Below are 22945 nucleotides of genomic sequence, written 5' to 3' on the forward strand. Positions count from 1 at the left end.
GACGTGCCACGCCGGAACGGCGCGGTCAGCGTTCGGGTTCGCTGATGAAGCCGACCTTGGTCAGGCCGGCCTTGGAGGCGTCGGCCAGCGTCTGCGCGACCGCCTTGTAGGCCGATTCCTGATCGGCGCGCAGATGAACCTCGGGCTGCGTGGGCTTCTTGCCCTCGGCCAGGAAGCGCTGTGCGGCCTCCTCGCGCGTGACCACCTCGCCGTTCCAGTAGCGCTGGCCCTGGGCGTCGATGGCGAACTCGATCTTGTCCGGCTTGACCTCGTTGACCTGCGAGCTGACCTTGGGCAGGTCCAGCTTGACCGCGTGCGTCAGCAGCGGCGCCGTCACGATGAAGATGACCAGCAGCACCAGCATGACGTCGATCAACGGCACCATGTTGATCTCGGCAACGGGCGCGTTGCTGCGCTTGCTGTCGAAGGAGGCGAAGGCCATGGTGCGCGCCTCAGTTGGCCGTCGCCGGCTTCAGCGGGCGCACGGTGGCGGTCTGCACGCCGGCGCCGGGCGCCTCGCCCAGCGTCAGGAAGCTGTGCAGTTCGTAGGCGAACGCGTCCAGCCGCGCAGACAACACGCGGTTGCTGCGCGTGAAGGCGTTGTAGGCGATGACGGCGGGGATGGCGACGGCCAGGCCGATGCCGGTCATGATCAGCGCCTCGCCCACCGGGCCGGCGACCTTGTCCAGCGTGCCGGCGCCGCTCATGCCGATGGCCAGCAGTGCGTGATAGACGCCCCAGACCGTGCCGAACAGGCCCACGAACGGCGCCGTCGCGCCGATGGTGGCCAGCGTCGTCAGGCCCGACTCCAGCTGCGTGGTCTCCTCGTCCAGCACCTTCTTGATGGTCCGCGTGATGAAGTCATTGGCCGTGCCGGCTTCCGACAACTTGGCGGCGCCATAGCGGGCGTGGTGGGCCTGGGCGTGCAGCGCATGGGCGCTGAGGTGCGAGAACGGGTCGCGAGCGCCATGCGTGTTCAGCTCGGCCTGCACCGCATCCAGCGAGCGGGCGTTCCAGAAGAAGTCCAGGAAGGTCATCGATCGCTTGCCGCGCAAAAACTGCGTGACGCCCTTGGCCAGGATGAGACCCCACGACGCGATGGACATGACGACCAGCACGCCGAGCAGGAACTTGCCGACAGCGTCGGACTGGGCGATGAAGTGGCCGAAGCCCGGGGCAGGCGCTGCGGCAGCAGCGATGGCGGTGGCGTCCATGTTGTTTCTCAGTTAGCGTTCAAAGTTCGTAGGCCAGCGGGGCCAGGGTCTGCCATTCGACGGCCTTGCCGTCTTCGGTCTGCGGCGCAAAGCGCGCGCTCTGGATGTCTCGAAGTGCGGCCTGGTCGATGCGCTCGAAACCGGACGAGCGGTGCACGGTGGCGTGCTTCAGGCGGCCATTGACGTCGACGGTGATGCGCAGCACGACCGTGCCCTGCTCGCGGGCCCGCTTGGCCAGCGCCGGGAAGTTCAGGTCCGGCAGCTTCACGTAGCGCACGGCGCTGGGCGGCACCTGCTTGGGCAGGGACACCGGCGCCGGGGGTGCGGGCACAGGAGCGGGCGGCGCGGCGGCCACTTCGACCGGCGCGGGCGGCACCGGATCGGGCGGCGGCGTGACGAAGGCAGCGGGGGCCGGCGTGGGCGACGGGGCGGCGGCAATGATGGGCGCCGGGGCCGGCGCCATCCGCTTGGGCTGTGCGGGCGGCGGCGGTGGCGGCGCGGCCTTGGGCGGCTCCGGCGGCGCGATCATGTTGACCATCAGCACCGGCGCCACCTCGCGCACGGCATCCCGCACGGCCTGCACCTGCAGCAGGCCCCAGCCGCCCACCAGGTGCAGGGCCACGACACCGCCGATCAAAGCGCGCCGGCCGTTCGGCCCCAGCTCGTCACCCCGCGCGGGCGGCAGGCCAGACGCCATTACCACGCGCTGCGGCGCGGGCGAATCGGATTCAACGATGACGGGGGTGGCTGAGGTCACGCCAGACAGTCAGGTGGATCAAGCCCACGATGCTATCACTGAATGCGAATTATTCCCATTAACAGCCGATTGTTGCTGCCTGGCTTTTGTATGCTGGGCAACATGAAGATGCTCATCCGTTGGTTGCTGCTGGCCGGCGCGCTGCTGCTGGTCGCCCATCTCTACCCCGGCGTCGTGGTGACGAGCTTCACATCGGCGCTGATCGCGGCGCTGGTGCTGGGCCTGCTCAACACCATCGTGCGGCCCATCCTCGTGCTGTTGACGCTGCCCGCCACGCTGCTCACGCTGGGGCTGTTCCTGTTCGTCATCAACGCGCTGATGTTCTGGGCCGCCGCCTCGGTGCTGGACGGCCTGGCCGTGACAGGCTTCTGGGCCGCATTGATCGGCTCGCTGATCTACAGCCTGTGCGGCATGATCATCGAGGTGGTCGTCGAACGCCTGTTTCCGTCCGACTGAACGCCTAGTTCGGAAGTTCCACGTCGGGAGGGATGTAGCGGCCGCGGTACATCTCGCCCAGGATGGACTGGCGCTCGTAGACCAGCGTGCGCAGCCGCGCGTCGATGACCGAGGCCTCCACCTGGTCGGCATCGGGGCCGCGCGACTGGCGCAGGCCGGAGCGCAGGCGGTCGATGGCGCCGTTGAGGTCACCCGCGGCCGCATGCGTCTCGGCGCGCGCGCGGATGGCGCGCAGCGGGTGGCCCAGCTTTTCCCAGACCAGCGCGAGCTGCGCCCAGGCATACGCATCGTTGGGGCTCAGGCTGACATGCGTCTGCAGCGCGTCAGCCGCTTCACGCAGCGCCGGGCCGGCGCTGGTGGCCGGGCCCGAGGCCAGGGCCAGACCCACGCGCTGCAACAGCAGCGGCCGGGAGCGTTCGCCGCCCAGCTTGGCCAGCGCGGCGACACCGTCGGCGGGACGTTCGCGCGCCTGCGCCAGCTCGGCGCGCAGATAGGTCAGCAGCCGGCTGGCCGCGACAGTCTCGCTGGGGCTGGGGTTGAGCAGCTGCAGCGTCAGCTCGGCGCTGCGCAGCGTCGCGTCGGCACGGTCGAAGTTGCGCAGCTTGATGGACGACAGCGCGGCCGCGTAGCGCGCGCCCAGCTGCTCGTAGCCGCCGCTTTCCTTGATGTTGCGCGCGCCGGCGTCGTAGTTCTCCAGCACCTGCCACGCATCCACGCGCTGATCCATCAGCACGCGGGCGCGCGCGGCCATCAGCGCATGCTCGGCCAGGCCCCGCGGACGCGCGAAGGGCTCCAGCGCGAGACGGGTGCGGGCGTCGCCGATGCGCTCACTGGTCAGCGGATGGCTGCGCAGGTACGGGTAGGCGCCGGAGTCCATCAGGTGGTAGGCCTGCTCCATGCGCTCGAACATGCTGACCATGCCGCTGCCGGCAAAGCCCGCCTCCACCAGCACGTTGAAACCCACGCGGTCGGCCTCCCGCTCCATGTCGCGTGAAAAGTTCAGCGACATCTGCTGAGCCGCCGCCTGGCCGCCCACGATGCCCGCGTTGGCGAGGTCCACATTGCCACGCGATGCGGCCAGCACGCCGAGCAGCAGGCCCGCGATGGCGAGCATGCTGTTCTTGGAGTCGCCCGCGATGCGGCGAGCGATGTGGCGCTGCGTGACGTGCGAGATCTCGTGGCCGATGACCGAGGCCAGTTCGTCGCGCGACACCGTCATCGCGATCAGGCCCAGGTGCGTGCCGACAAAGCCGCCGGGCAGCGCGAACGCGTTGACGCTCTTGTCCTCGACGAGGAAGTTCTCCCACGCGAAGCGGCTCTGCGTGTCGTCGCTGATGTGGCCGAGCTTGCGCGCCGCCGCCACCAGCGGATTCCAGATGCTGTCGACGTACTCGCGCAGCAGCGGGTCCTGCACATAGGCAGGATCGATGCGGATCATGCGCATGTAGCGATCACCCAATTGCCGCTCGGCATTGACGTCCAGGTCCTGCGAAACCGAGTCGCCCAGCGCCGGCAGGTTCACCTGCGCGTTCAGCGGCGCGCCGGGCAAGGCCAGCGTGGCGGCCGCGAGCAAGCTCAGCAGGGGGCGGGAGACGGCAAACTTCTTCATCGAACAAGGGGCTCCGGTCGGCAGCAGCCGGCTGTCTATGATGCCTTCAACTCGAAACCTGTATGTTTCGTGAAGATGAAGCGCCTGAAATGACCAGCCCCTTGACCCACTTCGACGCCCAGGGCGAAGCCCACATGGTGGACGTGTCCGCCAAGGCCGAGACGCATCGCGTGGCGGTCGCTGCGGGCGAGATCCGCATGCAGCCCGAGACCTTCGCGCTGATCGCCAGCGGCACGGCCAAGAAAGGCGACGTGCTGGGCGTGGCGCGCATCGCCGCCATCCAGGGCGCCAAGCGCTGCAGCGACCTCGTGCCGTTGTGCCACCCGCTGCCCATCACGCGCGTGAAGGTCGAGTTCGAGCTGGACGAGGCCGGCAGCCGCGTGCTGTGCCGCGCGCAGGTCGAGACGCTGGGCCGCACCGGCGTCGAGATGGAGGCGCTGTGCGCCGTTCAGGTGGGCCTGCTGACCATCTACGACATGTGCAAGGCCGCCGACCGCGGCATGGTCATCGACCGCGTGCGCGTGCTGGAGAAGCAGGGCGGCAAGAGCGGCGAGTGGCGGGCGCTCGAATCAGCGTAGCGTGCGCCAGTCGATGACCGTGGAGGCCGGGTGGCACTGCGGCATGGCCCGCGCCTCCACCGGGTTCTCGCACGCCTTGAACCAGCTGTCTCCCGTCGGGTTGCGGAACTCGCGCAGACGATCCGCCACGTAGCGCGCGCCCTCAATGTCACCGGTGGCCTGCAGCGACTGGGACCAGTGCATCAGCAGCCGCGCGTCCACAAGACTGAAGGCCGTGCGCCGCGTCGCCGCGAGCGCGAGCGGGCCGTTCACGAGACTGGTGGCCGCGGCGTAGTCGGCCTGGTGGCTGAAGAACAGCGAGCGCTGGCCGGTGGCGATGCGCTCAGTCAGCGGCACGGCATCCTCGCTGGGCTTGTAGATCGCGACGATGCGGCTGTAGTCCCACAGCGCAAAAGCACTGCCCACGACCAGCAGGCCGCCGATCCAGGCCCAAGGGCCGGCCGAGACCCTGTCGCCCGTGCTGCCCTGCGTCGGCAGCGCCAGTCCCAGCGCAAAGCAGGCCGGCAGCAGGAAGTAGGCGTACCACAGCGGGTACTCCAGCAGGCTGTGCAAGCCGATGGTCAGCACGATCATCAGCGCCGCGCGGCGCAGTGCGGCGTCGTCGCCGCTGGCCCGCCACGCCCCGCGCGAGGCCTGCCACAGCGCCCAGCACAGCAGCGCCAGCACGAGGCCCGCCCAGGGCAGGCCCAACTCAACGGCCAATTGCGAGGGCAGGTTGTGCGTGTGGTCGAAGAAGGCCACGGGCCGGTTCGGGAACGGCGTCAAGCTCCACGCGAAGTTGAACTCGCCCCAACCCACGCCCAGCAGCGGATGGGCCAGCGTCAGCGCCCAGGCATCGCGCAGGATGGCCAGGCGCGACGGCGAACCGGCGCCCTCCGACAGCCGGGACGCGGCGCCGAAGGCATGGCCGCTGTCCGCCCATTGCGCCATCAGCCACCAGCTGAACGCCAGCATCACGGGCGTGGCCAGCAGGCTCAGCCGCGCGCTGCGCGACAGGCTGCGGTCCACCAGGCCCCAGATGGCCAGCATCGCGATGCCGACGAAGCCGGTGCGCGACGCGCTCAGCACCACCGTGAAGACGAAAGCGAACAGCAGCGGCGGCAACGCGCGGCGCATGCCGCGCCGCTCGGTGATGAAGACGGCGGCCACGGCGGCCCACATCATCAGGCTGGCCAGGTGGTTGGGCTGCCGCAGGTTGCCGACCGCGCGGCCCACGATGCCCGAACGGGCGATGAGCACGCCATCGGCGCCTGCCGGCACGAACACCTGGATGAGGCTCACGGACACGCTGAGCAGGCCGGTCGCCAGCAGGCCCCAGCACAGCGCCTCGGCCGCCTGCCGGCGCGCTGGCGCGGACAGGCCTTGCGCCAGCAACAGCACGGCCAGGCCGGCACCGATGATGGCCGTGGCCCCCAGGCCCAGCGACAACGGCAGTGCACGCCAGACCACCGAGGTCATGGGCGCGACCAGCAGCAGCGCCAGCGCCAGTGCGGCGGGGCTCTTCAGCCCGTCACGCCAGGACGGCGCGCTGCGCGCCCACAACATCAGCGCAACGCCCCAGCCGGCCAGGGCCAGCAGCTGGTTGTAGAGCGTGGCGGCCGGGGTCTGGTTGTAGGCCAGCAGCGGCGGCAGGGCGGCGGCAGCCGCCAGCATCAGGACGAAGGGCGACGTAGGGGTCTGCGCGAACATGGGCGCGCATGATGGCACGGCTGATGCCCCATACCTTTAAATGCGACCGTGCAGCCAGAAACGAGGGTCGAGAGACTTGTCAGGCGCGGTGTACTGGAGCGCTTCGCCGGCATAGGGAGGGTCTTTGCCGAGATCCGCGGCGACCTTGGCCGAGAGCCCCAGAACGAACATCAGTCCGACGGCCGTCACAACCGCCGATTGACCGCCGTTGGCCAAGCCTACAGTGGGTGACTGCGTCAAGTGCAGCAGCAGGCCGAAGGCGAAGGCAATCCAGCACTGCGACAGCGGCATGACGAAGTTGCCCGAGAGCAGCCCGTCGAGGACGGCGCCCGTGCAGGCGATCCAGACACCCAGGGCGAACACCGTAGGCTGGCGTTCGGCACGCAGGCGCTGTGCGCCGACATAGATCACACGCAGCAACGCGACCACCATCAGCGCCCCGGCCATCACACCGTACTCGGCCAGCCACTGTAGGTAGATGTTGTGGGGGTGCGCTCCCGGGTCCAGGTGCAAGGCGGCGTAGTGCATGGGCCCAATGCCCAGCCAGGGCGATCGCCATGCAGATTGGAGTGCATGAGCCCACAGCAGCAGGCGCTCCTGCCCGCTGCCCAGACTGGCCGCCGGATCGGCTCTTTCAAGCCAGGGCAAACCCAGCAAGGCCGGCAGACCTTGCAGGACCACCCAGTAGACCAGCGTGCCACCCAGCGCAGCCCACGCCAAGGTGCGTGCGAGCCTGGCGGCGTCCGGCTTGCGAAAAAGCCAGACCGCAGCTAGCGCGGCCATGGCGACGCCCAGCATCGTCGCCCGCCCCCGCGTCAGCACCAGAAGTGCGATCTGCAGCACCAGCACGACGAACGCGGAGCGGCGCCAGCGCTGCTGGGGGTCGGATGCAGCCGCTACAGCCAGAAGCGGAAGAATCACGGTCTGCGAGTGACTCAGGAAACGGTAGTTGTCGAATCCAAACACGAAGGAGCTGATGTAGAGCGAGTCCCCGCTTGCGGTGGCCGCAGCGAAAACCAGCAACACCACCGAGGCATACATGCCTGCGCCGAGTGCAACGCTGCGCGAGACCCACAGCGCACTCCGGCGCACGTCGCAGCGGCGCATCAGGTCCATGAAAATCAGGCAGCCCACCAGTAGGGCAATCTCCTGCAGAGCGGCCGGGGTCTGCGCGGCGCTGGCCGCCGAGGCCAGGGCCAGTAGCAGCCAAAGCACCAATGCGTGCCTGGCGACGCGAGGCATCGCCAGGCCGGATCTGCGGATGGACAGGGCCCAGCAGAACCCGGCGATCAACAGGCCCAGCACCTGCAGCAGGCGCTGGACGTCAATGGGTGCCCAGGCACCGGAACGCAAAAGCGGCACCGTGGCCAGCAGAAGGGGCACCGATGCCAGAACCAGGGGCTCGGCGCGTTGATGGCGATGAGAGGGCAAGGACATGAGGGGCTTGACTCGGCCTCGCCTTCGTGAAGGCGGCCTGGTCGCCCACGCATGATGAGGCCAAAGAAAAAGGGGCCGAAGCCCCTTTTCGCGTACCAATCCGAGGATCAGGTGCCGGTGCTGTTCTTCTCGATGGCGGTCTTCAGCGTGGCGTTCGTGATGGTGGAGTCCGCCACGATCTTCCAGGTCACGGCCGAGTTGCCCAGCGTGGGCGTGAAGACGATGGTCTTGCCACCCAGGTCGTTGCCAACCTTGCTGGCGGCCTCGAAGGTCAGCGTGATCACGCCGGCGCCGGTGATGGTGGCACTGGTCACTTCATTGGTCTTGGTGAAGGTGGCAGCGGACAGGATGCCGGTCTGGTTGCAGTTGGTCAGCGCGCCTTCTTCCTGGCCGCACAGGGCCACGGCGTTCTTGAAGGAGTCGACGGACGACAGCGCGTTGCCGACCTTGGCCTTGGCGGTGTAGTCCTTGTATTGGGGAATGGCCACGGCGGCCAGGATGCCGATGATCGCCACGACGATCATCAGTTCGATCAGGGTGAAGCCCTTTTGGGCGATTTGCTTCATTTGCATGTCTGTACTCCAGCAAGAGTGGGTGGGTGGGCAGACCCCTTGAATGCAGGGGGCGTGCCAGGTCTGGCACCCACCTCTGACGTGCGAAACCGCACGATTTACTGGCCGCCCGAGCCGGTTCTGACAAAAACCGTCACTTCAGGCCGACGTGTTGTGTCACTCAAGCAGTCCGGAACAAGAAACGTCAGCCAACAAAAACGGCGCCCAAGGGCGCCGTTCTCAATGAAAGCTATCAGTCCTCAGAGATCCATCTCCTGCCCGGCCTGAAGCGCTGTGATGCGATGCGCGCTGTCCAGCGCCTGCACGCCCTGCATGACGGCCTCGACCTCGCCCGGCTTGATGTGCGTGATGCGCACGTCAACGCTGCCGGCCAGTTGCTTCAGCTCCTGGCCCAGGTCGGCCGGGCACAGGTGCTGGCTGATATGGGCCAGTTCGCACTCGTCGTCGCTGAAGGCGGTTTCGATGACCAGGTGGGACAGGCGCAACTGGGACAGGCGCTGCCACAGCGCCGGGTTGGGACCGGTGTCTCCGGTGTAGACCCAGTGGGCGTGGTCGCTGGCCGCACCGGCATCGACGGCGAAGCCGACCGCCGGCACGGTGTGCGCGGCCGACAGCACCTCGATGGCACGGCCGCCCAAGTCCAGGCGGTCGCCGATCTGGAAGGGATGCAGGCTCAGCACCGGGGCGTCCCGGCTGGGCAGCCTCGTGAAGTCGGGCCAGATCGCGCCGTTGAAGATGTGGCGGCGCAGCGCCTCCAGCGTCTCAGGCAATGCGTGGACCTGGATGGGCGGCTTGCCGGCGGCGGCGCGCAGGCGCAGCACGGCATCGGCCAGCAGTGGGATGCCCAGCACGTGATCCAGGTGCGAGTGGCTGAGCAGGATGTGGTCGATGGCCGCCAGCACATCCAGCGGCAGGTCGCCCACGCCCGTGCCGGCGTCGATGAGCACATCGTCGTCGAGCAGGAAGGCGGTGGTCTTGTAGCCGGCCGCAATGGCGCCGGAACAACCCAGGACGCGGATTTTCATCGGGTGCTTGGCTGGAATCGGAACCTCGCATCGGGCGAGGCAGAGCCAAGAATGTAAGCACCCGAAGGGGGGACTGGCCGGTCGGAATACCGACTTGGGAGCGCACCCGCCGGTAGGAAATCACACGCAGCCGCGAAGCCGGCTGCTCCCTCCAGCGACTCCCGCCGATCCGGCTTTGCCGGGCGGCTGGGAGTGCCCCCTTGAGGGGGCGGCCGAAGGCCGTAGGGGGTGGTCTAAGTCTGCACGAACTGCATCTGCGTGCCGGCCAGCTCGATGAGGTCGCCGCTGCGCAGTGCAATCGATTCGCCGGTCAAAGGGATGCCGTTGACGCTGGGGCGCTGGCTACCCTCGACATGGGCGAACACATAGCCCGTGGGCCGCTTGGTGATGGAAGCCACCTGCACGCCAGGCTTGCCCAGCGTCGTGACGACCTTGCTCAGCGCGACCTCGCGGCCGGCGGCGGCGCCGGTCAGCACCTTGATGGAGGCCGGGCCGATAGGCGCTGCATTGCCCAGCGAGCCGAACGAGGAGCTAGGGCTGGTCCCGGTCGCCGGCGGGAAGGCGCCCGGCTTGAGGATCATGGTCTTCTCGTAGTCACCGCCGTCGTTCAGCAGGAACTTGATCTTGTACTTGCCGATCTCAACGGTGTCGTTGTCGGCCAGCAACTGTTTCTTGATGGCCTTGCCGTTGATGTAGGTGCCGTTGGTGGAGTTGAGGTCTTCAATGAAGACGTCGTTGCCGACCATCTGCAGCACGGCATGCTCGCCCGACACCGCAAGGTTGTCGATGACGATGTCGTTGTACGGCCGCCGACCCAGCGTGGTCTTGTCTTTGGTGATCTGTACCTCTTTGATCACGACGCCGTCGAGCGAAACCACCAGTTTGCCCATGAATGACCTCAATGTTCTGTTGTGCGCGCCATGACTCTTCAGGCGTGGAGTCAGTTGCCGCCGCCACGTCGGCCGAAGGGCCACCAGCCCCGCCCTTCGGTACGTTGACGGCCCTCTGCGCGGGCCAGGATGAGCGCGATGTTATCGCGGCCGCCGCTGTCATTGGCCGCGTTGATCAGGGATTGGGCAGCTTCGGGCAAAGCCGTATGGCTGTTGAGCAGGCCGGCGATGCTGTCGTCGTCCAGCATGTCGGACAGCCCGTCCGAGCAGAACAGGTAGGTGTCGCCGGGCTGGACCTCGTGCAGGTGCATCTCCATCAGCACCGTGTCCTCGACGCCCACGGCACGCGTGACCAGGTTCTTGTTGCTGGAAAAGGCGGCCTCTTCGACGGTCAGCAGGCCGGCGTCGATCTGCTCCTGCAGCAGCGAATGGTCGCGCGTGATCTGCATCAGCCGCCCGGCCCGCATGCGGTAGCCGCGCGAGTCGCCGACATGGCCCAGCAGCAGGCCTTCGGGGCGGAACACGCCCAGCACCAGCGTCGTGCCCATGCCGGCATAGCGCGGGTTGGTGTTGGCGGCGTTGAAGATGGCGCGGTTGGCGTTGTCCACGCAGATGTCCATCGCGCGGCGGACCTCGCCGGCGCGGGCCTCGCGGCCGGCATCCTTGAGCCAGCGGCCCAGCTCGGTGCTGACGAAGCTGGTCAGCATCTGGCTGGCAACCTCGCCTGCGTTGTAGCCGCCCATGCCGTCGGCCAGCACGGCCAGGCCGGCCGCCTCGTCGAGCGCGACCGAATCCTCGTTGTTGTCGCGCGCACGGCCCACGTCGGTGGCGCTGAAGAACTCCAGGGTCATGAGGCTTGTGGGGGCTCGTGGGACTCGCCGGCGGGGGCGGCGGAGCGGCGATTCTGCCCTGCTTCCTCGGGCGTCAAGCGCAGTGTTTGCGCGAAGGCCGGATCCTGGGGGGGCGAGGCTTCCGGCACGGGCGGATCGGCCTGCAGGCCCATGACCAGCACGGCCTCGAGGTCGCGCGCCATCTGCTCTCCCGACGGATAGCGCAGCTCGGGGCGCTTCTCCAGCGCCACCGCCAGCACCAGCGCCAGCGGCTCGGGCAGGCTGGGGCGGTGAATCCTCACGTCAGGCGCCGGCTCGGTGGCGATCTGCTGCATCAGCCGCGCCATCGAGTCGCTCTGGTGCGGCAGCACGCCCGTCAGCAGCTGGTAAAGCAGCACGCCCAGCGAGTAGAGGTCGCTACGCCCATCGACCGTCAAGCCTGCCAGTTGCTCGGGCGACATGAAGGACGGCGTGCCGAGCACCAGGCCCGTGCGGGTGCGGCTGCCATCGCCGACGCGGGCGATGCCGAAGTCCATCAGCTTCAGGCTGCCGTTGACGCGGTCCACCATCACGTTGGCCGGCTTGATGTCGCGGTGGATGACGCCCTGGCTGTGCGCGTAGTGCAGCGCGCGTGCCAGCCGAGCGCCCAGCTGCACCACCTCGCGCGCGGGCAGCAGTTGGCCGCCCTTGGTGAACAGGCTGAGGTCGCGGCCCAGCACGTACTCGAGTGCGATCCAGGCGTCGCCGCCGTCCTGGCCGGCATCGACGACCTGCAGGATGTCCGGGTGCTCCAGCGCGCGCGCGGCACGGGCCTCGCGCATGAAGCGGTCGCGCACATCGGCCAGGTCTTCGGAGGAGAACTCGCGGCTCAGCGCCAGCCGCTTGATGGCGACCTGGCGGCCGGTGGAGCGCTGAGTGGCCTTGTAGACGATGGCCATCGCGCCACGGCCGATCTCGGCGCCGATCTCGAAGTCGCGCAGGTCGGGCGCCGCGGCGGCCTGCTTGTCCTGCACCGACGAGGCGCCGGGGGCGTGGGTCTGCTGCACGGCGGGCAGCGTGGACAGCTCGCTGGGAGGGGCGTCCGCACCGCGGCCGACGAGGCGTTTCCAGAAGCCGGGTTTGCCGCTAGCCATGCGGCGATCTTAGGCGGAGCCGCGCCGCGACCGGATCAGGCCCAGCGCAACCACCAGGATGGCGCCGGCGATGCCGACCGTGAAGGCCAGGTCGTGGAGGTTGGTGTCGAACCAGCCTCTCAGCGCAGCATCGGTGACGGCCATCTCGCCGGCCACAAAGCCCAGCAGCGCCGCGCCCAGCGTGATGATGGCCGGGAAGCGCTGCATCAGCCTCAGCAGCAGCGTGCTGCCGAAGATGATGAGCGGGATGGACAGGCCCAGCCCGATGAGCAGCAGGATGGGTCTCATCGGCGCCGCCGCCGCGCTGGCGGCCGCGGCGATGGCGACGACGTTGTCCAGGCTCATCGCCAGGTCGGCCAGCAGGATGGTGCGCACGGCGGCCCACAGCCCATCGGCCTCGCCCACCTCCGCCTCCTCGTCCGCCTGGTTCATCAGCTTCGTGCCTATCCACACGAGCAGCGCGGCCCCCACCAGCTTGAGCCAGGGCAACTCCAGCAACCTGACGGCGAACAGCGCCAGCGTCACTCGCATCAGGATGGCCGCAGCGGCGCCGCCGACGATGGCCTGGCGCTGACGCCGGGGCGGCAGCTTGCGGGTCGCGAGCGCGATGACCACCGCGTTGTCGCCGGACAGCAGGATGTCGGCCCAGACGATCTTCAGCAGCGCGAAGAAGAAGGCAGCGTCGAGGTGCTCCATGGCCGGAAATGAAAAAAGGCCGTCGGGAACCCGACGGCCTTTGATTCGGGACTAGGCCCGGATTACAGCAGGCCCTTGAGCAGCTTGCCCATCTCGGACGGGTTGCGCGTGACCGTGAAGCCGCACTCTTCCATGATGGCGAGCTTGGCATCGGCCGTGTCGGCGCCGCCCGAGATCAGCGCGCCGGCGTGGCCCATGCGCTTGCCCGGAGGCGCGGTGACACCGGCGATGAAGCCGACGATGGGCTTCTTCATGTTGGCCTTGCACCAGCGCGCGGCTTCCGCCTCGTCGGGGCCGCCGATCTCGCCGATCATGATGACGGCGTCGGTGTCCGGGTCGTCATTGAAGGCCTTCATGACGTCGATGTGCTTCAGGCCGTTGATCGGGTCGCCACCGATGCCGACAGCCGACGACTGGCCAATGCCCAGTTCGGTCAGCTGCGCCACGGCTTCATAGGTCAGCGTGCCAGAGCGCGAGACCACGCCGACACGACCCTTGCGGTGGATGTGGCCGGGCATGATGCCGATCTTGATTTCTTCCGGCGTGATGAGGCCCGGGCAGTTGGGGCCCAGCAGCAGCGTGCGCTTGCCGCCGGCGGCTTCCTTGGCCTTCATCTTGTTGCGCACTTCCAGCATGTCACGGACGGGGATGCCTTCCGTGATGCAGATCGCCAGGTCCAGGTCGGCCTCAACGGCTTCCCAGATGGCGGCAGCAGCGCCGGCGGGCGGCACGTAGATGACGGACACGGTCGCGCCGGTCTGGCCAGCGGCTTCCTTGACCGTCGCGTAGATGGGAATTTCGGAGAACTTCTCGCCGGCCTTCTTGGGGTTCACGCCCGCAACGAAGGCGTTCTTGCCGTTGGCATAGGCCTGGCAGCCCAGCGTGTGGAACTGGCCGGTCTTGCCGGTGATGCCCTGGGTGATGACCTTGGTGTCTTTGTTGATGTAGATCGACATGGTGTGGAACTCCTGGGCTTACTTGACGGCGGCGACGATCTTGGTGGCCGCTTCGGCCATCGTGTCGGCGGCGATGATGGGCAGGCCGGATTCGGCCAGCATCTTCTTGCCCAGTTCTTCGTTGGTTCCCTTCATGCGCACGACCAGCGGCACGGAAAGGTTCACGGCCTTGCAGGCGGTGATGACGCCTTCGGCGATGGTGTCGCACTTCATGATGCCGCCGAAGATGTTGACCAGGATGCCCTTCACTTCCGGGTTCTTCAGCATGATCTTGAAGGCCTCGGTGACCTTCTCGGCCGTGGCACCGCCGCCGACGTCCAGGAAGTTGGCCGGCTCGCCGCCGAACAGCTTGATGGTGTCCATCGTGGCCATCGCCAGGCCGGCGCCGTTCACCAAGCAGCCGATGTTGCCGTCCAGCGAGATGTAGGCCAGGTCGAACTTCGAGGCTTCGACTTCGGCCGCGTCTTCTTCGTCGAGGTCGCGGTAGGCGACGATCTCGGGGTGACGGAACAGCGCGTTGGCGTCGAAGTTGAACTTCGCGTCCAGGGCCATCAGGTTGCCCTTCGAGTCGCAGTTCAGCGGGTTGATTTCAACCAGCGACGCGTCCGTGTCCATGTAGCACTTGTAGAGCTTGGCGAAGATGTCGACGGCCTGGTCGACGGAGCCGCCGGTCAGGCCGATGGCGCCGGCGATCTTGCGCGATTGGGCTTCGGTCAGGCCGGTCAGCGGGTCGATCATCTCGGTGATGATCTTCTCGGGCGTGCTGTGGGCCACCTCTTCGATGTCCATGCCACCTTCGCTCGATGCGATGAAGGCGACCTTCTGCGTGCCGCGGTCGGTGACCAGCGAGACGTACAGCTCATTCTTGATGTCGGCGCCGTCTTCGATGTACAGGCGGCGGACCTTCTGGCCTTCCGGGCCGGTCTGGTGCGTCACCAGCTGCATGCCCAGGATGCCTTCGGCCTTTTCCTTCACATCGTCAATGGTCTTGGCGACCTTGACGCCACCGCCCTTGCCGCGACCGCCAGCGTGGATCTGGGCCTTCACGACCCAGACCGGGCCACCCAGCTTCTGTGCGGCTTCAACGGCTTCCTGCACGGTGAAGGCCGGGATGCCGCGCGGCACGGGCACGCCGAACTGGCGCAGGATTTCTTTGCCCTGGTATTCGTGGATTTTCATGGCTGGGTCTTTCGGGTCGGGGAAGTCAGGAAGCGGTCGAAGCCGGCTCTGGGGTCACCAGATGCCAGCGAGGATAGAACGTGGCGACCGTCGCGCCATCGCGGCGCAGCGCGTGGCAACGGTCGAGCTGGAACGGGGGCGTGCCGGCGGCGAGGTCGCCCTCGCGCGTGTCAATGACGGAGCCGGCCATGGCCTGGATCACCGCCGTCGGCAGGATGTTGCACAACTCGGTCAGGTGGGTGCAGCCACGGGTGCCGCCGAGGCGCTCGGTGACGGCTTGGCGGAAGCCCTTCAGAAGATTCAGGCCCACCAGCTGCGAATAGGCGTCGCCGTGCTCGTCGCAGGCGCCCGAATAAGGCATCCAGCGCGTGTCCGACGTGGCAGCGGTGATGGTCAGCTGCGCGTCCACCGTCAGCTGCAGGTGCATCTCGTGGATGGGATCGCCCGCATTGCGGGTCTGGCCGGCCAACGGCACGTCATGCGTCTTGGTGTCGATCAGGCTTGCTTCGACATCGAACAAGCCGTCATCGCGCGCGAACACCTGCACATCGAGGGCGCGGCGGTGCAGCGGACGACGCTGGATGGACGATTGGACGACGGGCATGGAGAGCGCAGGCGGAACAACCCGGGCCAGGCCGGGAGGGCGGTTTGACCGGTGGTTTGGCTGCTTTGCCGACGAGCCGTGGGCCCGTAACCGGATGAACCGCCGTTCTGGCGGCAGGCGGCAATGTAGCACGGAGGGTAAAAACAACCCCTGCGCGCTCGGTCAAGCACCCCTTAGGCCCGCAGCAAGCGGCGCACCAAATCGGGGGCAAACCCTCGGGCCAGCAGGAAACGCGTCTGGCGCGCCTGTTCGGTCGGCTCGCGGGAGGGCTCGCTGCCAAAGCGCTTGTGCCAGACCTCGCGGGCACGCTCCAGCTCCGAGGCCCGCAGCGCGGCCTGCTGCTCCGCATCCAGCTTCAGGCCGTGCTGGGCCAGCTCCTGTTGGATGCGCTGGGCGCCGAAACGCCCGGCGCGCAGGTGCAGCCGGGACTCGACGAAGCGGGTTTCATCGAGGTACCCGTCGGCCGCCAACGCATCCAGCAACGCGTCGACGCTGGACTCCGGCTCGGCAACTGCATCCACGTCGTCGGTCAGTTCGGCAACGTCACCGGCGTCGGCATCCGCCAGCGCCGCCAACTGCTGTGCTCGCTGCTTCTGTCGTTGCTGCTGCTCGATGCGCAGCAGCTTGCGCCGCAGCTCGGCGCGGCTGTGCTCGCGCTGGGCGAGCAACCCGATAGCGCGCGCCTTCAGCGACAGCGGTGCGCGGATCGCCATGCGGCCAGCTGGCCGGGAGCGCCGGCTCAGGCCTCGTCGGCCTCGACGGCGCCCAGCGGGGCGACGCCAACCGCTTCGCGGATCTTGTTCTCGATCTCGCGGGCAATGTCGGGGTTCTCGCGCAGGAACTCGCGGGCGTTGTCCTTGCCCTGGCCGATCTTCTCGCCGCTGTAGGCGTACCAGGCGCCGGACTTGTCGACGATCTTGTGCACGACGCCCATGTCGACGATCTCACCCTCGCGGCTGATGCCCTCGCCGTAGAGGATGTCGAACTCGGCGGTCTTGAACGGAGGCGAGACCTTGTTCTTGACGACCTTGACCTTGGTCTCGGAGCCGATGACTTCCTCGCCCTTCTTGATCGAGCCGATGCGGCGGATGTCCAGGCGCACGGAGGCATAGAACTTCAGCGCGTTGCCGCCGGTGGTGGTTTCGGGCGAGCCGAACATGACGCCGATCTTCATGCGGATCTGGTTGATGAAGATGACCGTGCAGTTGGTCTTCTTGATCGTGGCGGTCAGCTTGCGCAGCGCCTGGCTCATCAGGCGGGCCTGCAGGCCGGGGAGCTGGTCGCCCATCTCGCCTTCGATTTCGGCCTTGGGCGTCAGCGCGGCGACCGAGTCGATGACGATCAGGTCCACGGAGCCAGAGCGCACCAGTGCGTCGACGATCTCCAGGGCTTGTTCGCCGGTATCGGGCTGGCTGATCAGCAGGTCGGTCAGGTTGACGCCCAGCTTCTGCGCGTACTGGATATCCAGCGCGTGCTCGGCGTCGATGAAGGCGCAGGTGCCCTGGATCTTCTGCATCTCGGCGATGACCTGCAGCGTCAGCGTGGTCTTGCCGGAGGATTCAGGGCCGTAGATCTCGATGACGCGGCCGCGCGGCAGGCCGCCGATGCCCAGGGCGATGTCCAGCCCCAGCGAGCCGGTGGAGACCGACTGAATGTCTTCCAGCACCTCGCCCTCGCCCAGCCGCATGATGGAGCCCTTGCCGAACTGCTTCTCGATCTGCGAGAGAGCGGCCTGCAGGGCCTTGGCTTTTTCGGTGTTCAGGGCTTTGACGGGGGCGTCCATTCGAATCTCCAGGTGAATGCGGCAATTATGGGGCAATCTGTATGTTTGTACAGTAGTTTGAATCCCCGATCCCGGGCAGCGATGACCTCAGGCTTGATGAGCATCCTAGGCCTGAAGTGGCTCATGAGATGAGCCACCGACGCAGCGCCTAACATCGGCGCTGGAGACAAGAGCATGCGCATCCTCATCGCGGAAGACGACCAAGTGCTGGCCGACGGCCTGTTGCGGGCCCTGCGCGCCTCGGGCTATGCGGTGGACCGCGTGTCCAGCGGCACCGAGGCCGACACGGCGCTGGCAACGCACGAGTTCGACCTGGTCATCCTCGACCTGGGCCTGCCGCGGCTGCACGGGCTGGAGGTGCTGCGCAAGCTGCGCGCACGCGGCTCCACGATGCCGGTGCTGATCCTGACGGCGGCTGACAGCGTGGAGCAGCGCGTCAAGGGGCTGGACCTGGGCGCCGACGACTACATGGCCAAGCCGTTCTCGCTGCAAGAGCTGGAGGCTCGTGTGCGAGCACTGACCCGCCGCGGCCTGGGCACGGCCAGCAGCGTCATCAAGCACGGGCCGCTGACGTTCGACGCCACCGGCCGCGTGGCCTACATCAACGACCAGATGCTGGAGCTGTCGGCGCGCGAGCTGTCGCTGCTGGAGGTGCTGCTGCAGCGCGCGGGTCGTCTCGTCAGCAAGGACCAGCTCGTCGAGCGCTTGTGCGAATGGGGCGAGGAGGTCTCGAACAACGCGATCGAGGTCTACATCCACCGGCTGCGCAAGAAGATAGAGCAGGGCCCCATCCGCATCGCGACGGTGCGCGGGTTGGGCTACTGCCTCGAGAAGATCGCCTCGTAATCCATGGCCGGAAAAGACGGCGCCAGCCCGCAGCAGGGCTCGCTGTTCGGCGAGATCCTGGACTGGATGCTCGCGCCGCTGCTGCTGATCTGGCCGATCAGTGTCGCGTTGACCTGGCTGGTGGCGCAGGGCATCGCCAACCGCCCCTATGACCGTGAACTGGGCGAGGTCGCCCGCAGCCTGGGCCAGCAGGTGGCCGCGGCGGAGGCACCGTCGCGAGGTCGTGACCGCAACGCGCTGGCGCCCGAAGCCGCGGCGCTGCTGCGCGCGGACGCGTCGGACACGGTTTTCTATCAGGTGCTGGGACTGCGCGGCGAGCTGCTCAGCGGCGACGCGACGCTGCCGGTGCCCACCGAGGAAGCCCCGGTGCCACCGGGCGAACTCCGCTTTCGCGACGACGAAGTGGGCACGGACGCCGTGCGCGTGGCCTACCTGTGGGTGCAGCCCGAGGGTCAGGCCGCGCCCGGCAAGACCCTGCTGGTTCAGGTGGCCGAGACGCTGGGCAAGCGCTCGCGGCTGACCAACGAGATCATCAAGGGCGTCATCCTGCCGCAGTTCGTCATCCTGCCGCTGGCCGTGCTGCTGGTGTGGCTGGCGCTGGCGCGCGGCATCTCGCCGCTGAACGAGCTGCAGCGGCGCATCCGCTCGCGCGAGAGTTCAGACCTGTCACCCATCGATGAGCAGCGCGTGCCCGACGAGGTGGCGCCGCTGGTGCAGGCCATCAACGACCTGCTGGCGCGGCTGGACTCGTCCATGAGCCGGCAGAAGCACTTCCTGGCCGATGCGGCGCATCAGCTGAAGACGCCGCTGGCGGGACTGCGCACACAGGCCGAGCTGGTGCAGCGCGAGATCGATGCGGGCCGCTCCAACCCCGAGGAGTTGAAGCGTTCGCTGGCCCAGATCGCCCGCGCCAGCGAGCGCGCGGCCCACATGGTCAACCAGCTGCTGGCCATGGCGCGCGCCGAGGACGCCGAGCAGGCCATGCGGCGCGAGCCGGTCAACCTCGCCGAGGTCGCGATCGACACCGTGCGCGACTTCGTGCCGCGCGCGCTGGAGCGCCGAATCGACCTGGGCTACGACGGCGTGCTGCCGGACGACAGCCGGCTGCGCGTGCACGCCCAGCCTGTGCTGATCGGCGAACTGATCCGCAACCTGGTCGACAACGCGCTGCTGTACACGCCGGCGGGCGGTCTGGTGACGGTGCGCGTCGTGGAGGACCCGTTCGGCCAGGTGGTCGTGCTGCAGGTGGAAGACACCGGGCCGGGCATCGCGCCGGGCGAGCGCGAGAAGGTGTTCCAGCCCTTCTACCGCGCGCTGGGCAGCGGCGTGGAGGGGTCGGGCCTGGGCCTGGCCATCGTCAAGGAGATCGTGCAGCAGCACGAGGCCGAGCTGACGCTGGACGACACCCGCGTGCGCCGCGCGGCGGGCGGGGAATCGCCGGATGGGCAAGGGCCGGGGGCGCGGTTCACCATCCGCTTTCCCGCGGGCCCGGCAGCCTGAGTCTCAGGTCTTGACCAGCTTGCGCGCTCTCGCGATGGACATCAGCATACCCAGCGACAGCCCCAGCGTCACCATCGCCGTGCCGCCATAGCTGATGAAGGGCAGCGGCACGCCCACCACGGGCAGGATGCCGCTGACCATGCCCATGTTGACGAAGACATAGGTGAAGAAGGACAGCGTTACCGCGCCGGCCAGCAGCCGGCCGAACAGCGTGGGCGCGTCCGAGGCGATGATCAGCCCGCGCAGGATCAGCGCCGTGAAGCCGGCCAGCAGCGCCAGCGCGCCCATGAAGCCGAACTCCTCGCCGAAGGCCGCGAAGATGAAGTCTGTGGTGCGTTCGGGGATGAACTCCAGGTGCGTCTGCGTGCCCTTCATGAAGCCCTTGCCGGTCATGCCACCGGAACCGATGGCGATCTCGCCCTGGATGATGTGGAAGCCCTTGCCCAGCGGATCCTTGCTCGGGTCCAGCAGCGTGCAGACGCGGTGGCGCTGGTACTCCTTCAGCACCGGCCAGGTCACGTCGGGCTGGCAAATCTTGTCCTCACTGACCACCAGCGCCAGGATGCCAGCGCCGGCCAGCACGACGGCGGGCAGGATGAGCTTCCACGGCAGGCCGGCGAAGAAGATCACGTACAGGCCCGCGGCCAGCACCAGGATGCCGGTGCCCAGGTCGGGCTGTTTGGCCACCATCAGGAAGGGCAGCAGCAGCAGCGCGAAGGCGGCGATGAAGTCGGGCCAGCGCAGCACGCTCTCGCGGCGCTGGAACCACCAGGCCAGCATCAGCGGCGTCGCGATCTTCAGCAGCTCCGACGGCTGGATCTGCGTGATGCCGACGTTGAGCCAGCGTGTCGCGCCCTTCTTGGAGATGCCGAACAGCGCCGTCGCGATCAGCAGCGCGATGCCCAGCGTGTACAGCGGCACCGCCAGCGCGGCCAGCCGCTGCGGCGGCACCTGCGCGACGATGAACATCAGCCCCAGGCCCAGCGCCATGTTGCGGGCGTGGTCCACGAAGCGGGTGCCATGGTCGTAGCCGGCCGAGTACATGCACAGCAGGCCCCAGGCGCACAGCCAGAAGATGGCCAGCAACAGCGGGATGTCGAAGCCGCTGAGCCAGGGCTTGAGCCGGCTCAGCAGCGGCGGGCGCTCGATGACGGTCATCGCGAGGCTCCGGAACTGGGGGCAGATGCTGATGCGGGCGCCGACGCCGCCGATGCCGCAGCCGCCGGCGCCGACGCGGCCGGGCCCACCAGGGGCACTTCGGCCGCGCGACGCGGCGCGCCGATGGGCGCGAAGGTCTGCCCCAGCTTTGTCTTGGCGATGTCTTCCTCGCTGGGGTAGGTGCCGGCAAGCAGGTAGTCGAACACGCGGCGCGCGATGGGCGCGGCGGCACCGGAGCCCCAACCGGCGTTCTCGACGATGACCGCCAGCGCCACGGTGGGCTGGGCCACCGGTGCGAAGGCCACGTACAGCGAATGGTCGCGCTTGCGCTCGTCGGCCTTGATCGCACTGTAGCGCTCGCCGGCCCGCAGGCCCACGGCCTGGGCCGTGCCGGTCTTGCCGCCGCTCTGGTAGGCGGCACCCATGAAGACCTGGCGCGACGTGCCCTCCAGCGTCACGCCGTTCATCGCGTTGCGGATGACGTCCACATCGGCCTGCTTCAGCGGCAGCGGCGTCAGCGCGTCGCTGGCGATGCGGCGCTGCTCGTGGCGGGTCACGTCCTCCACCTCGCGCACCAGGCGCGGCTTGAACCGCTGGCCGCCGGACGCGACGGTGGCGTAGGCGCTGGCCATCTGCAGCATCGTGAAGCTGTTGTAGCCCTGGCCGATGCCCAGTGAGATGGTCTCGCCGGGGAACCACTTCTGGTTCGCCGGGCTCCTGCGGAAGTAATTGCGCTTCCATTCCTGCGAGGGCAGCACGCCGGTGACCTCGCCCAGCAGGTCGATGTCGGTCTTGCGGCCCAAGCCGAAGGGAGACAGCTCGTCGTGGATCAGATCCACGCCCATTTGGTTGGCGAGGTCGTAGAAATAGACGTTGGAGGACGACACGATGGCCGCGCGCATGTCCTTGGGGCCGGGCCGGTCGGCCTCGGGGCTGCCGAAGTTGCGGCCGCCGAAGCTGTAGATCAGGTTGTCCTGGATGACGACGTGCGGCCCGCGCTTGCCGCTGGTCAGCGCGGCCATGGCCATCAACGGCTTGAACGTGGAGCCGGGCGGGTAGGTGCCGCGCAGCGCGCGGTTCAGCAGCGGCTTGTCGATGTCCTCGTTCAGCTCGCGCCAACTGTCCGCGTCGATGCCGTCGACGAACAGGTTGGGGTCGAAGGTGGGCTTGGACACGAAGGCCAGCACCTCGCCGTTGCGCGGATCGATGGCCACCAGCGCGCCGCGACGCTCGCCGAACAGCTGCTCCACCAGCGCCTGCAGCTTGATGTCGATGGACAGGTTCAGCGTGTTGCCGGGCGTGGGCGGGCGGTGGTCGAGCCGGCGCACGGCGCGGCCGCCGGCGCTGGTCTCGACCTGCTCGAAGCCGGTCGTGCCGTGCAGTTCGCGCTCGTAGGCCTGCTCCAGCCCCAGCTTGCCGATGTACTCGGTGCCCCGGTAATTGGCGAGGTCCTCCTCCTCCCAGTCGTCCATGGCCTTCTTCTCGGCCTGGTTGATGCGGCCGATGTAGCCGATCAGGTGGGAGCCGATCTCGCCCAGCGGGTAGGAGCGGAACAGCCGCGCCTTGATCTCCACGCCGGGGAAGCGGAAGCGCTGCGCGGTGAAGCGGGCCACCTCCTCGTCGGTGAGCTTGGTGCGGATGGGCAGCGAATCGGTGTGCTTGGCCTCGTCGAGCAGGCGCTTGAAGCGGCGCTTGTCGCGCGGCTGGATGTCGACGATCTGCCCCAGCGCCTCGATGGTGGCGTCCAGGTCCACGACCTTCTCGGGGTTGATCTCCAGCGTGTAGGCCGAGTAGTTGCTGGCCAGCACGACACCGTTGCGGTCCTTGATGAGGCCCCGGTTGGGCACGATGGGCACGACGGCGATGCGGTTGGATTCGGCGCGCTCGGCCAGGTCGTCGTGCTGCACGATCTGCAGCCACACCAGCCGCGCCACCAGCAGCCCGAAGCAGAACAGCACGAAGGCGACCGCGGCCAGCACGCGCAGCCGGAAGCGGGCCAGCTCCTGGTGGAGGTTCTTGAGGACGACCACTTC

General features: G+C 68.0%; 23 protein-coding genes. 4 read left to right on the forward strand and 19 right to left on the reverse strand.

Features of this window, described 5'->3' with window-relative positions; genetic code table 11:
* Nucleotides 1–25: 25 nt before the first annotated feature.
* From J2X21_RS12370 to J2X21_RS12380, 3 genes are read right to left on the reverse strand one after another with little or no spacing between them, the layout of a single operon-like run.
* The gene (locus tag J2X21_RS12370; protein WP_310328840.1) at nt 26–442 is read right to left on the reverse strand and encodes an ExbD/TolR family protein; all 417 of its coding nucleotides are present in this window, start codon (nt 440–442) and stop codon (nt 26–28) included.
* Between the two features lie 10 nt (nt 443–452).
* Entirely contained in the window at nt 453–1214 is a 762-nt protein-coding gene (locus tag J2X21_RS12375) for a MotA/TolQ/ExbB proton channel family protein (protein ID WP_310328841.1), read from the reverse strand.
* A gap of 19 nt (nt 1215–1233) precedes the next feature.
* Entirely contained in the window at nt 1234–1971 is a 738-nt protein-coding gene (locus J2X21_RS12380; RefSeq protein WP_310328842.1) for an energy transducer TonB, read from the reverse strand.
* Between the two features lie 102 nt (nt 1972–2073).
* On the opposite strand from J2X21_RS12380, the gene J2X21_RS12385 reads away from it, so the two are divergent.
* Nucleotides 2074–2427 (forward strand): phage holin family protein, encoded by a 354-nt coding sequence (locus tag J2X21_RS12385; protein ID WP_310328844.1) that lies wholly within the window; start codon nt 2074–2076, stop codon nt 2425–2427.
* A gap of 4 nt (nt 2428–2431) precedes the next feature.
* Here the strand turns inward: J2X21_RS12385 and J2X21_RS12390 are convergent, their stop codons facing one another.
* Entirely contained in the window at nt 2432–4036 is a 1605-nt protein-coding gene (locus tag J2X21_RS12390) for a M48 family metalloprotease (RefSeq protein WP_310328846.1), read from the reverse strand.
* 89 nt (nt 4037–4125) lie between these two features.
* On the opposite strand from J2X21_RS12390, the gene moaC reads away from it, so the two are divergent.
* Complete coding sequence (gene moaC / locus J2X21_RS12395) at nt 4126–4614, forward strand: cyclic pyranopterin monophosphate synthase MoaC (RefSeq protein ID WP_310328847.1); 489 nt, start codon at nt 4126–4128, stop codon at nt 4612–4614.
* On the opposite strand, the gene J2X21_RS12400 is transcribed toward moaC, so the two are convergent.
* From J2X21_RS12400 to recA, 13 genes are all read right to left on the reverse strand, one after another.
* Complete coding sequence (locus J2X21_RS12400; protein WP_310328848.1) at nt 4606–6303, reverse strand: PglL family O-oligosaccharyltransferase; 1698 nt, start codon at nt 6301–6303, stop codon at nt 4606–4608. The genes moaC and J2X21_RS12400 overlap by 9 nt on opposite strands.
* 36 nt (nt 6304–6339) lie before the next feature.
* A complete protein-coding gene (locus J2X21_RS12405; protein ID WP_310328850.1) occupies nt 6340–7740 on the reverse strand; it encodes an O-antigen ligase family protein in 1401 nt (466 codons plus the stop codon).
* A 107-nt stretch (nt 7741–7847) separates the two neighbouring features.
* Nucleotides 7848–8306, reverse strand: coding sequence for a pilin (locus J2X21_RS12410; RefSeq protein ID WP_405048808.1), 459 nt, complete (start codon nt 8304–8306; stop codon nt 7848–7850).
* Nucleotides 8307–8551: 245 nt separating this feature from the next.
* Entirely contained in the window at nt 8552–9337 is a 786-nt protein-coding gene (locus J2X21_RS12415) for an MBL fold metallo-hydrolase (RefSeq protein ID WP_310328853.1), read from the reverse strand.
* Between the two features lie 233 nt (nt 9338–9570).
* Complete coding sequence (locus J2X21_RS12420; protein WP_310328855.1) at nt 9571–10227, reverse strand: FHA domain-containing protein; 657 nt, start codon at nt 10225–10227, stop codon at nt 9571–9573.
* 50 nt (nt 10228–10277) lie between these two features.
* Nucleotides 10278–11078, reverse strand: coding sequence for a Stp1/IreP family PP2C-type Ser/Thr phosphatase (locus tag J2X21_RS12425; protein ID WP_310328857.1), 801 nt, complete (start codon nt 11076–11078; stop codon nt 10278–10280).
* On the reverse strand, nt 11075–12190 hold the full coding sequence (locus J2X21_RS12430) for a serine/threonine-protein kinase (protein WP_310328859.1): 1116 nt from the start codon (nt 12188–12190) through the stop codon (nt 11075–11077). Before J2X21_RS12430 ends, J2X21_RS12425 begins: the two co-directional genes overlap by 4 nt.
* Nucleotides 12191–12199: 9 nt before the next feature.
* Complete coding sequence (locus J2X21_RS12435; protein WP_310328861.1) at nt 12200–12886, reverse strand: TerC family protein; 687 nt, start codon at nt 12884–12886, stop codon at nt 12200–12202.
* A gap of 62 nt (nt 12887–12948) precedes the next feature.
* A complete protein-coding gene (gene sucD, locus J2X21_RS12440; RefSeq protein WP_310328862.1) occupies nt 12949–13842 on the reverse strand; it encodes a succinate--CoA ligase subunit alpha in 894 nt (297 codons plus the stop codon).
* Between the two features lie 18 nt (nt 13843–13860).
* Nucleotides 13861–15021 carry an ADP-forming succinate--CoA ligase subunit beta gene (sucC, locus tag J2X21_RS12445; protein ID WP_310328864.1) on the reverse strand — a complete coding sequence of 387 codons (1161 nt, stop codon included), beginning with the start codon at nt 15019–15021 and terminating at the stop codon, nt 13861–13863.
* A 25-nt stretch (nt 15022–15046) separates the two neighbouring features.
* The gene (locus J2X21_RS12450) at nt 15047–15625 is read right to left on the reverse strand and encodes a DUF2889 domain-containing protein (RefSeq protein ID WP_310328865.1); all 579 of its coding nucleotides are present in this window, start codon (nt 15623–15625) and stop codon (nt 15047–15049) included.
* Nucleotides 15626–15798: 173 nt separating this feature from the next.
* Complete coding sequence (locus J2X21_RS12455) at nt 15799–16338, reverse strand: regulatory protein RecX (protein ID WP_310328866.1); 540 nt, start codon at nt 16336–16338, stop codon at nt 15799–15801.
* 26 nt (nt 16339–16364) lie between these two features.
* Nucleotides 16365–17408, reverse strand: coding sequence for a recombinase RecA (gene recA, locus J2X21_RS12460; RefSeq protein WP_310328867.1), 1044 nt, complete (start codon nt 17406–17408; stop codon nt 16365–16367).
* A 174-nt stretch (nt 17409–17582) separates the two neighbouring features.
* On the opposite strand from recA, the gene J2X21_RS12465 reads away from it, so the two are divergent.
* Nucleotides 17583–18254 (forward strand): response regulator, encoded by a 672-nt coding sequence (locus J2X21_RS12465; RefSeq protein ID WP_310328869.1) that lies wholly within the window; start codon nt 17583–17585, stop codon nt 18252–18254.
* Nucleotides 18255–18257: 3 nt separating this feature from the next.
* On the forward strand, nt 18258–19754 hold the full coding sequence (locus J2X21_RS12470) for a sensor histidine kinase (protein WP_310328871.1): 1497 nt from the start codon (nt 18258–18260) through the stop codon (nt 19752–19754).
* Nucleotides 19755–19757: 3 nt separating this feature from the next.
* Here J2X21_RS12470 and rodA read toward each other — a convergent pair whose 3' ends face one another.
* Both rodA and mrdA read right to left on the reverse strand, forming a co-directional pair.
* A complete protein-coding gene (rodA, locus tag J2X21_RS12475) occupies nt 19758–20912 on the reverse strand; it encodes a rod shape-determining protein RodA (protein WP_310328872.1) in 1155 nt (384 codons plus the stop codon).
* Complete coding sequence (gene mrdA, locus J2X21_RS12480; RefSeq protein ID WP_310328874.1) at nt 20909–22942, reverse strand: penicillin-binding protein 2; 2034 nt, start codon at nt 22940–22942, stop codon at nt 20909–20911. The genes rodA and mrdA overlap by 4 nt, the downstream gene beginning before the upstream one ends.
* Nucleotides 22943–22945 lie beyond the last annotated feature (3 nt).

It is taken from the genome of Roseateles asaccharophilus, assembly GCF_031458115.1.
In the GTDB taxonomy this organism is placed as follows: domain Bacteria; phylum Pseudomonadota; class Gammaproteobacteria; order Burkholderiales; family Burkholderiaceae_C; genus Pelomonas; species Pelomonas asaccharophilus_A.

Bases quoted from the DNA above. Each gene is read 5' to 3' on its own strand.
- J2X21_RS12455 (WP_310328866.1), bottom strand. From the start codon at position 16,338: ATGGCGATCCGCGCACCGCTGTCGCTGAAGGCGCGCGCTATCGGGTTG.
- moaC (WP_310328847.1), top strand. From the start codon at position 4,126: ATGACCAGCCCCTTGACCCACTTCGACGCCCAGGGCGAAGCCCACATG.
- sucD (WP_310328862.1), bottom strand. From the start codon at position 13,842: ATGTCGATCTACATCAACAAAGACACCAAGGTCATCACCCAGGGCATC.
- rodA (WP_310328872.1), bottom strand. From the start codon at position 20,912: ATGACCGTCATCGAGCGCCCGCCGCTGCTGAGCCGGCTCAAGCCCTGG.
- J2X21_RS12435 (WP_310328861.1), bottom strand. From the start codon at position 12,886: ATGGAGCACCTCGACGCTGCCTTCTTCTTCGCGCTGCTGAAGATCGTC.
- J2X21_RS12385 (WP_310328844.1), top strand. From the start codon at position 2,074: ATGAAGATGCTCATCCGTTGGTTGCTGCTGGCCGGCGCGCTGCTGCTG.
- J2X21_RS12375 (WP_310328841.1), bottom strand. From the start codon at position 1,214: ATGGACGCCACCGCCATCGCTGCTGCCGCAGCGCCTGCCCCGGGCTTC.
- J2X21_RS12470 (WP_310328871.1), top strand. From the start codon at position 18,258: ATGGCCGGAAAAGACGGCGCCAGCCCGCAGCAGGGCTCGCTGTTCGGC.
- J2X21_RS12430 (WP_310328859.1), bottom strand. From the start codon at position 12,190: ATGGCTAGCGGCAAACCCGGCTTCTGGAAACGCCTCGTCGGCCGCGGT.
- J2X21_RS12450 (WP_310328865.1), bottom strand. From the start codon at position 15,625: ATGCCCGTCGTCCAATCGTCCATCCAGCGTCGTCCGCTGCACCGCCGC.
- J2X21_RS12420 (WP_310328855.1), bottom strand. From the start codon at position 10,227: ATGGGCAAACTGGTGGTTTCGCTCGACGGCGTCGTGATCAAAGAGGTA.
- J2X21_RS12425 (WP_310328857.1), bottom strand. From the start codon at position 11,078: ATGACCCTGGAGTTCTTCAGCGCCACCGACGTGGGCCGTGCGCGCGAC.
- recA (WP_310328867.1), bottom strand. From the start codon at position 17,408: ATGGACGCCCCCGTCAAAGCCCTGAACACCGAAAAAGCCAAGGCCCTG.
- J2X21_RS12410 (WP_405048808.1), bottom strand. From the start codon at position 8,306: ATGAAGCAAATCGCCCAAAAGGGCTTCACCCTGATCGAACTGATGATC.
- J2X21_RS12465 (WP_310328869.1), top strand. From the start codon at position 17,583: ATGCGCATCCTCATCGCGGAAGACGACCAAGTGCTGGCCGACGGCCTG.
- J2X21_RS12405 (WP_310328850.1), bottom strand. From the start codon at position 7,740: ATGTCCTTGCCCTCTCATCGCCATCAACGCGCCGAGCCCCTGGTTCTG.
- sucC (WP_310328864.1), bottom strand. From the start codon at position 15,021: ATGAAAATCCACGAATACCAGGGCAAAGAAATCCTGCGCCAGTTCGGC.
- J2X21_RS12370 (WP_310328840.1), bottom strand. From the start codon at position 442: ATGGCCTTCGCCTCCTTCGACAGCAAGCGCAGCAACGCGCCCGTTGCC.
- J2X21_RS12390 (WP_310328846.1), bottom strand. From the start codon at position 4,036: ATGAAGAAGTTTGCCGTCTCCCGCCCCCTGCTGAGCTTGCTCGCGGCC.
- J2X21_RS12400 (WP_310328848.1), bottom strand. From the start codon at position 6,303: ATGTTCGCGCAGACCCCTACGTCGCCCTTCGTCCTGATGCTGGCGGCT.
- J2X21_RS12415 (WP_310328853.1), bottom strand. From the start codon at position 9,337: ATGAAAATCCGCGTCCTGGGTTGTTCCGGCGCCATTGCGGCCGGCTAC.